The sequence below is a fragment of the Pelorhabdus sp. sgz311002 genome, assembly GCF_056134285.1.
The window spans coordinates 49,504-63,820 of record NZ_JBWBCL010000008.1 but is presented as its reverse complement, the minus strand read 5'-3'; the positions used below and the strand labels follow the sequence as shown (position 1 = coordinate 63,820).

Genomic DNA, 14,317 nt, shown 5'->3' with positions numbered 1-14,317 from the left:
TAAGAAAATATTTGCCAATAGTTTTTGTTTGCAGTACTATAAGGGTTAGACAGAAAAAATTTGAGGGTGTGGTTTTTATTTTATTTCGACCAATTGTTTTAGAAGATAAAGAGCTTATTGACAGTTACTTTCAAGCGAATCGCTATGAAAGTTCGGTGTATACTTTCACTAATTTTTACATGTGGCGGAAACCTTATAATATTGAGTGGGCCGAAGTAGAAGGCTGCTTGTGTGTTAGAGCCACTCATCACGACCATACTTACATGTTACCGCCCATTCCGAAAGCTACAGGCGGATCGATTGCCGCCGCGCTTACTGTGGTAATTGATTATTTTAAGGAGTTAGGTCAGCCTTTTTTATTAAAAGGAGCGACTTTAGACGATAAGGCAGCGCTTGAGGCAGCGCGTCCTAACCTTTTTACGTTTGAAGCAGACCGAAAAAACTTCGACTATGTCTACCTAGCCGAAGATCTAAAATGGCTCAAAGGCCGCAAATACAGCAGCAAGAAAAATCATTTAAATTACTTTAAACGCACTTACAGTCAATACCAGTATTTGCCGTTGACGCCAGATCTTTTGCCGAGTTGTAAGAAAACGGCTTTGGAATGGTATGAACTCAGAGGTCTTGATGAAGATAGTGAAATTGATCTGGAAAAGGATGCCGTCATTGATATGCTGGATCATTTTGCCGCGATGAAATTGACTGGCGGTGTCATCTTGATTGATGGGAAAATGGAGGCTTTTTCGATTGGTGAACCTCTTAATAGTGATACGGCGGTCATCCATGTAGAAAAAGGCAATCCCAATATTCGCGGTCTTTATCAAGCCATTAACCAAGAGTTTTGTCGTAACGCATGGGAAAATATGACTTATATTAATCGGGAAGAAGACATGGGAATGGAAGGCTTGCGCCAAGCGAAAGAGTCTTATCATCCCGTGAAAATGGTAGAAAAATATGATGTGATGATTACTGCCGAGGGGTGACTTTAGGTGGAGTATCGATTGATTGAACCGCGAGAAGAAACGGCCATCAAAAAATTATGGTCTTACTGTTTTGAGCCAGAAGGACACCCTTTTTTTGAATGGTATTTCGGGAAATATTATAAGCCAGAAAATGTTTTGGCTGGTGTTAAGGATGGGCATCTCTTGTGCTGTCTCCATCTAAATCCTTATAAAATTTTCTTAAGAGGCCAATTTTTTGCTACATCATACATTGTCGGTGTGGCCACAGCGCCGGAGGCTCGCAGTCAAAAGTCGATTGGGGGGCTTCTAGCCGAATCTTTGGTCGAAATGAGGCGGCGTGGTCAGTGGGTAGTTTTGTTAATGCCCTTTAAAGGCATTTTTTATTATCCTTATGATTTTGAGTTTTGTTATCATTCATTGCTGTATGATGTTGATTTGGCTGATTTGCGTTTTGCGGCGCCTGGCGACGGTGTGTTTAAGGCCGTAACAGAAGAAAATATTCATTTCTTGCAGCCAGTATATGAATCTTATACGAAAGATCTGCATGGCTATCCTGTGCGCCAAGCGGCAAGCTGGCGACAGCTTTACGAAGAACATCAGACTGATCAGGGCCATGCCTATCTGCTGTTTGAAGCCGATGAGGCGGCAGGCTATATTTTTTATATGTTGAAAGAAGATAAAGTTGTGGTAAAGGAAATGGCTTATCGGAGCGAAACGGCTAAACAGGCGCTGTTGCGTTTTTGTTATAATCATCGCTCTCAAGTAAGTCGTCTCTATTGGCTGGCGCCGCTTGATGATGGAACGTTATTTTCATTACCAGACCCTAAAGTGGGCGTATCACTCTATCCTTTTATGACAGCTCGTATTGTTGATGTGGTAAAAGCTCTGTCGGAGGTTTCTTATCCGCTAGCTGCAGCAGGGCGAATTGTGTTTGCCGTAAATGATCCCTTGGCGCCGTGGAATCACGGTACCTTTGCGCTTACGGTTCAAGAAGGGTGCGGGCAAGTGGTAAAGCTGACAGATGAGATGATTGGCGAGGCTGAATGCCATTTTACGAGCGGTACCTTAGCGCAATTGCTTTTTGGTCGAGTTTCTGCTAGCCAACTACACAAAATGGGTAAAATCACAGCGCCGCTGGCGGCTTTGGCACTTCTGGATCAATTCTTTCCTGCTTGTACGAATTATATTAACGAATATTATTAAAACTTCACGAACAATTCAGCTCTTTTCATAGGGCCTAGAGATAAGAAAAGAAGAGTGTAGCTACCGATTTGGCGGTTAGCAACACTCTTCTTATTCATTTTACTGATTGCAGTTTAAATTAGTGAAAGAAGCGGCTTAGCGAAATAATTCCCCAAACAACGCCGCTGGCAATCAGCGGACCAATAGCCAAACCTTGAAAAAAGCAGACACCGATAATGGTGCCAATTAATAGCGGCGTAATGACTTCCGGTGCAGACGACATAAAGGGAACGCCTCGTCCGGCAATCCAGGCCATAAACAAGCCGACGCCTAGTGCGATAAAAGCTACAGGTGAGCGAAAAGCTGTTACCATGTCTTTAGCGGTAATGCTCTGATTGGCAATGGGAACAAGAATGGCCATTGTGAGGATAATGATGCCCCAAGAAAGACCATGGCTTTCGATAAAGGGAAAGTACTGATCAAGGCCGAGTAACTTTAAAAATAATAAGGATGCAGCAGCAATGGCTACTGAATTGTTATGGCCAATGACTGAAAGAACAAGAATGGCCAGCAAAGGTAAGTTATCAAAGTTCATCGAAAAATCACTCCGTAAAGGCAAGTTTTGCTGTTACTCTATTCCGCGCGTAGGGAAAAGGGAACTGCTGTCTGTTTCGTTTATAAATGAAAGGTAGCAACAAGCGGGGCGTGGTCTGATGGTCGTTCTGTTTGACGCAGTTCTGTGGCTACGAAGGCTTTTTGGGAAGCTGCGACCAAAGGCGCAGTAGCATAAATATGATCAATTCGCCAGCCAAGGCCGCGCGGCAGCGCATCTTTAATCCGATAATCCCAAAAAGTATATAAGCCGCCTGTCGGGCAATGCTTGCGAAAAATATCCGTAAAGCCCCATTCGCGGACACTAGCTAGCGCTTCTTGTTCAGCCGGATGGAAGCCGACACGACCAGCAAGACGCTTCGGATCATAAACATCAAGGGGATCTGGCGCTACATTAAAATCGCCGAGCCAGAGGAGCGGTTCATTAGGCTCATGGTGTCGTCTGAAATAATCGCCCATATGGCGCAGCCATTCTAATTTATAGTTGAAATAATCTGTGTCAACTTCACGTCCTTGAGGAACATAGGTATTTATAATCGTAAAGGCGGAAAATTTAGCTGCAATCAGGCGAGCCTCGCCGTCAGCGCCCCATTCGTCAAGGCCAAAGGTGACGCTGATCGGCTTTTCTTTGCTGAGAATAGCGACGCCGTTTTTTCCTTTTTCCCCGCGAAAGGTAGCGTGATAGCCAATTTGCTGGAGTGGTTCCCAGGGGAAGTCTGGATCTTGTACTTTCGTTTCTTGTAAGCCGATAATATCGATGTTTTCTTTCAGTAGCCAATTGCAAAGATCTTGCAATCGAACACGGAGCGAATTTATATTAAACGTAGCAATTTGTATTTGACTCATTGATGGCAGCCTCCTATGCAGCAAGTTTTTACTACACTTCGCAGTTTTATGAAAAAAGTCCTTTTTTTCGTAAGACAGGCAGAATTACTCAATAAAATGTAAAAAAAACATTTATATTGCAGGAATTTGTTTCAAGTAAAGATAATATATGTAGCGTAGGCAATCGCAGGTAGTATCACCTATTTCGTATTGGATAAACGCAAAGGGAAAGGGAGACGAATGATGGAAGTGGCTAAAATAAAAGTGTTGATCTGTGATGATTCGATGCTTGTACGTCGGCAGCTAAAAACATTATTAGAGAATGAGTTTAACTGCGAGGTAGTTGAAGCAGCCAATGGACAGGAGGCAATCGCAAAATATCAGTCTGAGAAGCCTAAATTAGTCTTAATGGATATTGTCATGCCTGAATGTGATGGGCTCGAGGCTTTAAAACAAATTCGTTCTTTTGATGGTAAGGCTCAGGTTGTAATGGTGTCATCGACAGGTACGTCGGAAAAGCTGATTACTGCTTTGAAATTAGGCGCTGTTGACTTTATTCAAAAACCCTTTGAGCAAGAGCAAATTTCAAAAGCCATTGCAAGCGTACGAGGCTAAAGGAGAGAGAATATGTTTAGTCAATATTTTGGACAATATTTATTGAATAAAGGAATTCTTCGAGCAGAACAGGTGGAAGAAGCGCTGGACTTAGAACAGTCTGTTCGTGTAAAACTCGGTATTTTAGCTATGAATGCAGGTTATATGACAGTGACGCAGGTAGAAGAGATCAATGCGTTGCAGAAAAAACGTGACCGTCGGTTTGGTGAGTTGGCCATTGATAAAGGTTATTTAACGGAACAACAGTTAGAACAACTTCTAAAATCGCAGGAACAAAAGTATTTGAATTTGAGTCAGGTTATTGTCGATAAAGGATTTTTGTCTCTCAGTGAAGTAGATGAAGCCTTATCAAATTATAAAGCGGAAAATCAACTTTCCGATGAACATATTCAGGCTTTGGCTAAGGCGGATATTGATGCCATCGTACGTTTTAGCCTTGATTTTCGACGCGAAGAAAAAGCTGACGAATATTACAATTATGCAGCGCTCACTTTGCGGAATATTGTACGCTTTTTGAATGAGACGCCGGTCTTGTTAAAGAATAATCCGGTTGTGGGCGCCTCCTTTCCTTGGCTTGTTACGCAGAATATGGTCAGTAAAGATTCTTTGCTGACCGGCTTAGGAATGGATGACAGCACGTTGTTAGCTTTGGCAAAACGATTTAGCGGTGAGGAAATCAGTAGTACTGTAGATGCCTTTGCCAAAGATTGCGCCGGTGAGTTTTTAAATTTAACAAATGGAATTTTTAGTGTAAATTCTTCAAATCAAGGAATTAGCTATGACTTAGAACCCCAGGAAGTAATGGCGAAAAAAGCATTTCCATCAATTAAAGGGCAAGTCATTCCAGTACGGGTATCTTTTGGTCTAATTTGTATTTTTGTCAATTAAAACAGCCTAAGGGCTGTTTTAATTTTGACTATTTCGCGTGATTATTCAAAAAAATCTTGACGCTTTTCTTAACGGCGTTTTATACTGTTTGTAGACAGATATGTGAACGACATTCATATATGTGAATGGAGTGTGGTTATGGCAAGTGTTCGATCGAATAAATCTGCCGCCCGCGTTGTAGATATTCTCGTCCTTTTAGCGAAGAGCAGCCGCTCTTTAACTTTAGCTGAGATTGCGCGTGAACTTCAGATTCCGAAAAGCAGTGCGTTTGATTTAGTCTATACGCTGGTGGAAAAAGGTTTTTTAGAATTAGATGAGCAAAATGGCGCAGCTTTTACTCTGGGACTTAAAGTATTTGAAGTGGGAGCCGCTTTTCTTTCGAAGGCTGATTTGCATCGTGCGGCAAGAGCTCGCTTAGAATATTTAGTGGCTGCTACGGGGCGAACAGCTTTTTTGGCGACAGAAAATCATGGGGAAATCGTTTATCTTGATAAAGTGGAGCCGCATTCTGCTATTTTTACGGGCGCGTTGCTAGGGTCGCGCAATCCGATGAGTTGTACGGGACTTGGTAAAGCCTTGTTAGCTGCTTGGCCGCAGGAAAAAGTAGAAGCTTTGTTGCGTGAAAAGGGTCTTGCCTGTAAAACCGCTTTTAGCATTACGGAGCCGCAGCGTTTATTTGCTGAGCTTTCTCTCATCAAACAACGCGGCTATGCCTTAGATGAACGTGAAAATGAGACGGATATTTTTTGTGTGGCTGCGCCGATTTTTGACCGCAGAGATAGGGCAGTTGCGGCAATTAGTGTAGCGAATCCCGCCAGTTCCATGGATGAGGCGGCGATCAAAATACAAGGAACCTTGATGGTAGAAAGTGCGTTAGCAATATCGCGTCAACTTGGTTTTTTGCGGCAGAAACTTTATGAACTTTAAAATGAAGGAGGCCCTATTATGGCTGATATTGTAACAATTGGTGAAACTATGATGCTGCTGAATCCGCAGCAAACCGGTTCCTTGCGGTATGTAACAAATTTTACGAAAACTTTAGGCGGGGCAGAGTCTAATTTATGTATTGCCGCCAGTCGACTTGGTCATACGGCAGGCTGGATTAGTCGTCTCGGTGATGATGAATTTGGTCTGTTTATTCGTAACTTTCTTCGCGGGGAAGGTGTTGATACAGAGCAAGTTGTGTTTGACGGACAGGCGCCTACGGCCGTCTTTTTTAAAGAACGTCGCGAAGGTGCAGAATCGCGCGTATATTATTATCGCAAGTTATCGGCAGCCAGCCGTTTGACACCGGCAGACCTTGATGAAGATTATATAAAGGCGGCTAAATTTCTCCATATAACGGGAATTACTCCAGCGCTTAGCGACAGTTGCCGGGAAACGGTTTTCGCTGCTGTGGCGATTGCCAAAAAACATGGCGTACAGATATCTTTTGATCCAAACATTCGTCTGAAATTATGGTCTTTAGAAGAAGCGCGGCCGGTGCTGACGAAGCTAGCGGAGCTATCTGATTATTTCTTCCCAGGCGAGAAGGAATTAGAGCAGCTTTATCCTGGACAAAAACTAGGCGATGTAGTTGCTGATCTTTTGGCAAAAGGCGTAAAAAAGGTAATTCTTAAAGAAGGAGAAACTGGTTGTACTATTTTTACGAAAGAAGAGTCTTTAAAGGTACCTGGCTGTCCAGTTACACTGGTGGATCCGATCGGTGCTGGTGATGGCTTTGCCGCCGGATTTTTAGCTGGTAAGTTACGTAATTTATCAGATTACGAGGCTGGTCGCCTTGGCAATGCTGTTGGCGCTATGGCCGTGACGGCTACAGGCGATATTGAAGGATATCCCACAGATCGCGAAGTACAGGCCTTTCTTTGCAATACGACGATTATTGAACGCTGAGAAGCGCAGTGCTTTTTATTATATAGAGGATGGTGGCAGATATGATTATTGGCAGAGTGGATCAGACAGTAGAAGAAGTGAAGCGCTATGGCGAAGTTTTTCATTATGCTTTAAAGTATCTCAAAGATACGGACTTTTCTAGCTTACAGGAAGGACGCTATGAACTAGAAAAGGGCATTTTTGCTTTGCTGCAAAAGTATCAAGCAAAGTCCTTTGCTGAGAGTCGTCCCGAAAATCATGTGAAGTATATTGATATCCAATATATTGTAGCTGGTCAGGAACAGATCGGTTGGGCATTACTTACGCCAGCCGCCGTCGTGACTGAAGATTTGCTGCAGGATAAGGATCTCTGTTTTTACAGTACTGTCGAAACAGAAGTTATGACAACACTTACAGCTGGCATGTTCGCTATTTACTTTCCCGAAGATGTTCATCGGCCTGGAGTACGTGTTGGCGATCACGCTGATGTTGTGACAAAGGTCGTTGTTAAGATTCCGGTGGACTTAGTGAAATAACTGTTGCTTTGGAGCGATAAAAGAGGAATTATTACGGTGAGACTGTCTTCTGATGAAGGCAGTCTCTTTTACTTATGTTAATTTTTTCTTAAGTCTTTTTGTCGGCAAAGGAGTTTTGTCAGTAGAGCAATAAGAAGATAAGTGATGACATTTACTTGGCTTTCTTGAATACATTATAGTAGGTGATGCTAGTTATTTGAGGGCTGCTTTGCTTGTCTTTAGCAGAATCATGACGGTGTGGGAAGACAAAAAGGAGGAAAAAAGTTGAGAAAATATTACGTTCTCGATACAAATGTGTTGCTGCATTCTCCTAACGCTATCTTTGCATTCAACGAACATTGCGTCATTATTCCCGAAGTTGTTTTTGAAGAACTGGATCGCTTTAAGAAAGAAGCGTCTGATCGTGGGGCAAACAGTCGCCAAGTGAGTCGATTGATTGATGAATTGCGTATGAGGGGCAACCTTTTAACAGGTGTCGCAATTAACGAAGAAGGCGGTATATTGCAGATAGAGACGAATCATCTTTCCACATCTGTCGGCCCCTATTGGGAAAAAGGAAAGCCTGACAATCGAATTTTGCAAGTATGTAAAGGTCTTGCTGACGAGCAAAAAGAGGTTATTTTAGTTTCCAAAGATACGAATATGCGAGTAAAAGCGGCGGTGCTTACAATCACAGCGGAAGATTTTCGTAATGAAAAAGTTGCTGTTATGGAAGAACAGTATACAGGCCGCGCTACTGTATATACATCATCTGAGCTACTCGACTATTTCCATGCTGGCGAAGAGCATTTTATTAGGCCAGAAGATGTTTTTACGTATGATGAAGGCGCACAACGTCTTGTAGCACAGGAACTTACGGTAAATCAATTCTTGGTGATTCGCTCAACCGAGAAGGAAAAGCACACAGCTTTAGGTCGTTTTGACGGCAAGAAGATTGTGCATCTTCGTTATAAGAATCATAATCCTTTTGGGATTGCGCCGCGCAGCGTTGGGCAAATTTTCATGCAAGAATGTCTCATGATGAGCGCCGATCAAGCTCCTTTGGTAATTATTAAGGGGCCGGCTGGCACAGCAAAAACTTTTTATTCTTTAGCTGTCGGCTTATATAAAACAATGGACTGCTGTCCCCGCGAATATAATCATCTGCTGATTTGTCGCCCTAATATTCCCATGGATGAGGAGATTGGTTTTCTTCCTGGGTCAGAAAGCGATAAGATCGGCGTGTTTATGCGAGGTATTCGTGATAATCTGTTTACTTTAATGAATGGGAATGCCGAAATGATCCAAGATACGAAAGATTTAGCTGCCGCCGAAGATACGGTTCAGATGCTCTTTGATAAACGGATTATTCAGACGGAAGCGTTGGCTTATCAACGCGGCCGTTCGCTGCAACGGTATTGGATGCTGCTTGATGAAATGCAAAATTCGACGCCGCGGCAGGCGAAAGGCGTAATCACTCGACCGGGGCTTGGTACCAAAATCATATTAATTGGTGACCCGGCTCAGATCGATCATCCGTATCTAGACAGTCGATCAAATGGACTTGTCTACGCTAGTGAAAAAATGCGCGGCTCAGCGCTTTGCTATCAGGTAACCCTGAGTCATGATGAATGTGAACGTTCGCCTTTAGCGGCGGAAGCGTCTTTGCGTTTATAATGGGATTGATTGCAGGAAAAGCCAGTGTTTTGATGCTGGCTTTTTTTTATTTCCCCAATTCGCCCTTTGACGCTAATTTTTTACATGATAAGAGGGTTTTACCAGTAAGTGGCGAATAATATTTGACAATAGATTTGCTTTATCGCGATACATAGAGGTTTTACAGAGGCTTTTTTGGGGAGCTTAACGCAAGGAAATGACCGCTTTGTATAGTAATTGTAGTGAATTTTTTAGATTGATAGGAGGGTGGTTGGCGGCATGGCCAATATGGGGAAAATGACAATCGGTAAAAAAATTGCCGGAGTAATGGCTTTTATTCTTATTTTAATCGTAATTATGGCGGGGACTTCATTTTATTCGCTGACGAACTCGAAAGAATTGCTAGCGGCAGTGAATGGGGCAAACGAGCGGGTTATGGTGTCTGATGATATTGTCAGTCAGTATAAAGAAGCTGTTTTAGCAATTCGCAGTTATGTGGCTTATGGTGATGAAAGCTCTTATCAAAAGGTTGAGCCTGAAATGGATAAGACGATTGCCTTGGAGCAAAAGCTGCTGGCTATGGCTCGTGCGGATAAACGGCAGGAAGTGCAAGCTGTAATTGATAAAACTACAACCTATAAGAAAATTATTGTAAGTCAATATATGCCGCTGGCGCGGCAGTATCAAACGAATCTTTCGGCAGGAAATTTGAGTGAAGCTTTAGCAGCAAAACAAAAAATGGATAATGTAGCGCAGCAGGCACGGGCGCTAGCGAAAGAAGTTGACGAATCGGTTAATTTTTTCTCTGATGCCAATAAAGCTCATGCTGATTCTTTGGTGCAAGAAAGTATGACAAATGCAAATCGCGTGATTTATGTCTCCGTTATTTTGAGTCTTATTTCACTGCTTTTTGCTGTTTTTGCCGCGATTGTTCTTACACGGGTTATTAAAAAGCCGGTGATTGAAATTGTTGGGATAGCCAATGCTTATGCCGATGGGGATTTGCGTGATGAAGTTCACTGGCAATCAAATGACGAATTTGGCGATTTGGCCGATTCGTTGCGGTTAATGCATAAAAATTTTGTGGAAATGATTAGCAATATTCGAATCTCATCGGAACAACTTGCAGCGGCTTCGGAAGAAACGGCTGCTTCGACGGAGGAAGTTACTGCGAGCAGTGAGGAAATTTCTCGCAACATGGAAAATCTCGCTAAGGAAGCAGATTCCGGCAATAAATCAATGTTGGAAGCATCGCAGTCGCTAGTGCAATTATCAAGTTTGATTCAAATTGCTAAGTCTAAATCGCAGACTTCCATGGAATCAGCCGTTTCTACAATGGCTGTAGCGGAAAAAGGCCGCAATAAAGTAAATGAATCTGTTCATAACATGGAAAATATCAAAAATCAATCGGAGCACACGAGTCAAGTTATTGCCGATTTAGATCAGTACTCACAACAGATTGGCGCCATTGTTGATATGATTACATCTATAGCAAATCAAACCAACTTACTGGCACTAAATGCGGCCATTGAAGCTGCTAGAGCTGGCGAGGCTGGTAAAGGCTTTGCTGTTGTAGCTGAGGAAGTACGAAAATTGGCGGAACAATCCAACGACGGGGCTCAGGAAATTACGGCACTTGTGAAGAAGGTCACGGAAAAAACCCAGATGGCTGTGTCTACGATGCAGCAAAATTCAGTAGAGATCGCTACAGGGGTTTTAACAGTGAATGAAGCGGGACAAGCCCTTGATCAAATCTTAGAAGCGTTTGAACATGCCAAGGAAAATACGCAGGAAATTTTCCAAATTACTTCAGAAGAAGTAGCAAATTCGGAAAAAATTGTTCGCGTGATCGATGCTTTGGCATCTGTCATTGAAGTAGTGGCATCTCATTGTTTAGAAGTTATGGCGGCAGCGCAGCAGCAGTCGGCTGCGATGGAAACCGTTGCTTCTGCGTCGGAAGAAACAAGCGCGATGGCCAATGAGTTAGAAGGTTCGATTGAACAGTTTAAAGTGAAATAAAATATTTTATAGAAAAAAAGCTGCCCTTTAAAAGGGCAGCTTTTTTCTTACTCACCGTAATCGTTATTGCTGTCATACTTGGCGGTTAAAGTTCCGTAGGTGTCTTTGCTTTGTTTGTTTTTCGTAGTTGATGTTTGCTGTGAAGATGTGGTATTTGTTCCAGCGCCTGATGCCATGCTGCTTGTTGATGATGCGGCGGAAGAGGAGGAATAATCATTGTTGGCGTCTTGCTTGGCAGTCATTGTACCATACTCGTTTTTGCTTTGCATAGTACTGGTGTTTTTCGATTGACTGGTTTTGTTTGTCATATAGTTACCTCCTGCAGAACTTATTTTGGAACCGTTATTATTATGTGTCGAAGAATTTTTGCGATACGTGGCAAAATTTTATTTTGTCAGACTTTGCTAGCTCATGGCTGAAGTTTACAAAAAATATAGTTAGAGGAAAATAAAATCATTTTGTTGTATAATTTAGCAACTGAGGCATAGACTAAAAGCAGGAAGATATAGTTTTTATATCTTCCGGGCAGGCGCCGTTGCTTTGTGGATTTTACGCAAAGGGCGGCGCTACGGTTTTTTTTGCCTGTGAATCTGTTTTGGCTATGGAAAATCAATACGCTTTAGGCTATAATAGATTCAGTTATGAAGGAGATGCTATGGGCAAAGTAATTATTTCCGTGATCGGAACCCAAAAAGATCATTCTGGCGAAGAAAATAAAATTGAATTTGTCAGCGTAGGAACTCATTATCAAAAAAACAATAAGGACTTTTTTCGGTATGAAGAAAGCGGACTCAGCGGTTTAAAAGCCGGTCATACGGTACTAAAAGTCGATCCAGCTGAGGTTATTATTCTCCGCATGGGGCAGGTCGAACAAAAACTGATATTTCAAGAAGGGAAAATCAGAGAAAGTTTGTATCAGACTCCTTACGGAGCTTTTGCATTGTCAATTGAGACTCGATCTTTGTCGATAAATCTAGAACGAGGTTGCGGCGAGATCAAAATTCATTATGACTTGACAATGGAAGGCCAATGGCAAAGTGAAAATCGATTAGCCATTGTTATACAGGAGGAAAAATCGTGAATATTAAGGAGTCATTAACAAACCTTATTTATGAAGCTGCTAAACAGGCTGTAGCTGATAAGGTTTTTACAGCAGAAACATTCCCAGATATTATTTTAGAAGTACCACCCCAAAAGGAATTTGGCGATTTTGCTACGAATTTTGCTATGCAGTTAGCGAGAACAGCGCGTATGAATCCGCGTCAAGTTGCTGTAGCTTTGACGGAGCGTATGAAAGGCTCTTTTTTGGAAAAAACGGAAATTGCTGGACCGGGATTTATTAATTTTTACTTAAAAAAGAATTGGCTGTACGATTTGTTGGCAGAAGCTTTAGCTGCTGGAGAAAATTACGGCAACACAACAAAAGGACAAGGCCAAAAAGTGCAGGTGGAATTTGTTAGTGCGAATCCGACAGGACCGCTTCATGTCGGTCATGGCCGTGGCGCTGCAGTAGGCAGTGCTTTAGTCAATCTATTACGCGCTGCTGGTTATAATGCACAGGCTGAATATTATATTAATGATGCTGGTAATCAAATTGATAATTTAGCGGCTTCCGTTAATGCTCGTTATTTAGAGCTTTTAGGAAAAAACGCTGAGTTTCCTGAAAATGGTTACCATGGTGAAGATATTATTGCAACAGCCAAGCAGATTATTGCTGCCGAAGGCGACCGCTATCTTAGTGTTCCCCTGGAAGAACGGTTGGCAATTTTTAAAGAATTGGCTTTAACGGAAAAACTGAATCATTTAAAAGAGGATCTAGCTGCGTTTAATGTGGCTTTTGACGTATGGTTCAGTGAGCGTACTTTGCATAACGAAAAAGCCATTGAAGCAGCCTGTGAAGTTTTAAAAGAACAAAGTATGCTTTACGAACAAGATGGAGCTTTATGGCTCAAGTCAACGGCTTATGGCGATGATAAAGACCGGGTTGTTATTCGTGACAATAAAGTGCCTACTTACTTGGCTGCCGATATTGCCTACCATCATAACAAATTTTTACGGGGCTTTGATAAGGTCATCAATATTTGGGGCGCTGACCATCATGGCTATATTTGCCGTGTAAAAGCTGCTGTAGCGGCTCTGGGGCATAATGCCGAGAACTTGGAAGTATTGATTGTTCAGATGGTTAATTTGTTCCGTGATGGCGAGCTTGTCAAGATGTCTAAACGGACTGGGCAAAGCGTAACCTTAACGGAATTGATTGAGGAAGTTGGCACAGATGCAGCTCGCTTTTTCTTTATTATGCGATCCATTGATAGTCAACTTGATTTTGATTTGAATTTGGCCAAAGAACGGTCTAATGAAAATCCTGTGTTCTATATTCAGTATGCCCATGCTAGAATTAAGAGTATTTTCCATCAAGTTGCTGAAGCGGGAATCTCTTTGCCGGACTTGGCTAAAGTAGATTTGACAGTTCTTCAGCAGGAGCAAGAAATTGATTTGATTAAGAAAATTGGCGAATATCCCGAGGAAATTTCCTGGGCTGCAGCCGAACGAGCACCTCATCGGATTGCTCGCTATACCCATGAACTTGCTGCTTTATTCCATTCTTTTTATAACCAGTGCCGTATTATTGGTGTAGAGGCGCCAGTGCAGCAAGCGCGACTGGCTCTTGTTACAGCGGTTCTGCAAGTGCTGACTCATGCTTTGAAAATCTTAGGAATTACAGCACCTGATAAAATGTAATTTGTTTCGGGAGGAAAAGAAACGTGCAACAAATGAACAAAGATATTGCGGAAATTGATATTGCCTGCCAGATTCTGCGGGAAACGGGCGAAGGAATGTATTTTAAAGACTTAATTGCTAAGGTTTTGGAAATTAAGCCGAAGCGCTCGGTTTCAATGGGGCAGGCTATGGCTGAAATTCATACCCAGATTAATATGGACAGTCGTTTCGTCTATTTAGGCAATGGTCGCTGGGGCTTAAATCAATGGGGGCCTCGGTTGGCAAAACAGGATGAAAGTGACTTAGAAGAGCTTGAAGAGTATGATGAAGAGTATGATGAAGAAGTAGATGAGGAAGTAAGCGACAGTGACGATGATCTTTTGCTGCGCGATAGAGAAGAAGCGTAGTAAACCTTGAAACTGCCTTGACAGCTGCTTTTGCTGGCGATAC

The 14,317-nt window shown here is 42.4% G+C and carries 15 protein-coding genes; 12 read left to right on the top strand and 3 right to left on the bottom strand.

Annotated features, from left to right (window positions below; genetic code table 11):
- Window positions 1–68 precede the first annotated feature (68 nt).
- Both AC0NJP_RS12590 and AC0NJP_RS12585 read left to right on the top strand, forming a co-directional pair.
- Entirely contained in the window at window positions 69–983 is a 915-nt protein-coding gene (locus tag AC0NJP_RS12590; RefSeq protein ID WP_474700011.1) for a DUF2156 domain-containing protein, read from the top strand.
- Window positions 984–1,001: 18 nt separating this feature from the next.
- Complete coding sequence (locus AC0NJP_RS12585; protein WP_474700010.1) at window positions 1,002–2,165, top strand: GNAT family N-acetyltransferase; 1,164 nt, start codon at window positions 1,002–1,004, stop codon at window positions 2,163–2,165.
- Window positions 2,166–2,283: 118 nt separating this feature from the next.
- On the opposite strand, the gene AC0NJP_RS12580 is transcribed toward AC0NJP_RS12585, so the two are convergent.
- Together AC0NJP_RS12580 and xth are read right to left on the bottom strand one after the other, a co-directional pair.
- Window positions 2,284–2,739 carry a DUF441 domain-containing protein gene (locus tag AC0NJP_RS12580; protein ID WP_474700009.1) on the bottom strand — a complete coding sequence of 152 codons (456 nt, stop codon included), beginning with the start codon at window positions 2,737–2,739 and terminating at the stop codon, window positions 2,284–2,286.
- Window positions 2,740–2,819: 80 nt separating this feature from the next.
- A complete protein-coding gene (gene xth / locus AC0NJP_RS12575; RefSeq protein ID WP_474700008.1) occupies window positions 2,820–3,602 on the bottom strand; it encodes an exodeoxyribonuclease III in 783 nt (260 codons plus the stop codon).
- A gap of 222 nt (window positions 3,603–3,824) precedes the next feature.
- Between xth and AC0NJP_RS12570 the strand changes: the two genes are divergently transcribed.
- From AC0NJP_RS12570 to AC0NJP_RS12540, 7 genes are all read left to right on the top strand, one after another.
- Window positions 3,825–4,196 carry a response regulator gene (locus AC0NJP_RS12570; RefSeq protein ID WP_474700087.1) on the top strand — a complete coding sequence of 124 codons (372 nt, stop codon included), beginning with the start codon at window positions 3,825–3,827 and terminating at the stop codon, window positions 4,194–4,196.
- Between the two features lie 12 nt (window positions 4,197–4,208).
- Window positions 4,209–5,084 (top strand): hypothetical protein, encoded by an 876-nt coding sequence (locus tag AC0NJP_RS12565; RefSeq protein ID WP_474700007.1) that lies wholly within the window; start codon window positions 4,209–4,211, stop codon window positions 5,082–5,084.
- A gap of 138 nt (window positions 5,085–5,222) precedes the next feature.
- Window positions 5,223–6,011: an IclR family transcriptional regulator gene (locus tag AC0NJP_RS12560; protein WP_474700006.1), complete on the top strand. Its 789-nt coding sequence runs from the start codon at window positions 5,223–5,225 to the stop codon at window positions 6,009–6,011.
- A gap of 18 nt (window positions 6,012–6,029) precedes the next feature.
- On the top strand, window positions 6,030–6,977 hold the full coding sequence (locus tag AC0NJP_RS12555) for a sugar kinase (protein ID WP_474700005.1): 948 nt from the start codon (window positions 6,030–6,032) through the stop codon (window positions 6,975–6,977).
- 41 nt (window positions 6,978–7,018) lie between these two features.
- Window positions 7,019–7,492 (top strand): NanQ anomerase/TabA/YiaL family protein, encoded by a 474-nt coding sequence (locus tag AC0NJP_RS12550; protein ID WP_474039357.1) that lies wholly within the window; start codon window positions 7,019–7,021, stop codon window positions 7,490–7,492.
- Between the two features lie 264 nt (window positions 7,493–7,756).
- On the top strand, window positions 7,757–9,148 hold the full coding sequence (locus tag AC0NJP_RS12545) for a PhoH family protein (protein ID WP_474039356.1): 1,392 nt from the start codon (window positions 7,757–7,759) through the stop codon (window positions 9,146–9,148).
- A 246-nt stretch (window positions 9,149–9,394) separates the two neighbouring features.
- Complete coding sequence (locus AC0NJP_RS12540; protein ID WP_474700004.1) at window positions 9,395–11,146, top strand: methyl-accepting chemotaxis protein; 1,752 nt, start codon at window positions 9,395–9,397, stop codon at window positions 11,144–11,146.
- 47 nt (window positions 11,147–11,193) lie between these two features.
- Here AC0NJP_RS12540 and AC0NJP_RS12535 read toward each other — a convergent pair whose 3' ends face one another.
- Complete coding sequence (locus AC0NJP_RS12535) at window positions 11,194–11,454, bottom strand: hypothetical protein (protein ID WP_474039354.1); 261 nt, start codon at window positions 11,452–11,454, stop codon at window positions 11,194–11,196.
- A gap of 227 nt (window positions 11,455–11,681) precedes the next feature.
- On the opposite strand from AC0NJP_RS12535, the gene AC0NJP_RS12530 reads away from it, so the two are divergent.
- The 3 genes from AC0NJP_RS12530 to rpoE are packed head-to-tail and all read left to right on the top strand — an operon-like array spanning window position 11,682 to window position 14,274.
- Window positions 11,682–12,227, top strand: coding sequence for a YwiB family protein (locus AC0NJP_RS12530; protein WP_474700003.1), 546 nt, complete (start codon window positions 11,682–11,684; stop codon window positions 12,225–12,227).
- Window positions 12,224–13,888 carry an arginine--tRNA ligase gene (gene argS, locus AC0NJP_RS12525; RefSeq protein WP_474700002.1) on the top strand — a complete coding sequence of 555 codons (1,665 nt, stop codon included), beginning with the start codon at window positions 12,224–12,226 and terminating at the stop codon, window positions 13,886–13,888. The genes AC0NJP_RS12530 and argS overlap by 4 nt, the downstream gene beginning before the upstream one ends.
- Before the next feature lie 32 nt (window positions 13,889–13,920).
- The gene (gene rpoE, locus AC0NJP_RS12520; protein WP_474700086.1) at window positions 13,921–14,274 is read left to right on the top strand and encodes a DNA-directed RNA polymerase subunit delta; all 354 of its coding nucleotides are present in this window, start codon (window positions 13,921–13,923) and stop codon (window positions 14,272–14,274) included.
- Window positions 14,275–14,317: the final 43 nt, after the last annotated feature.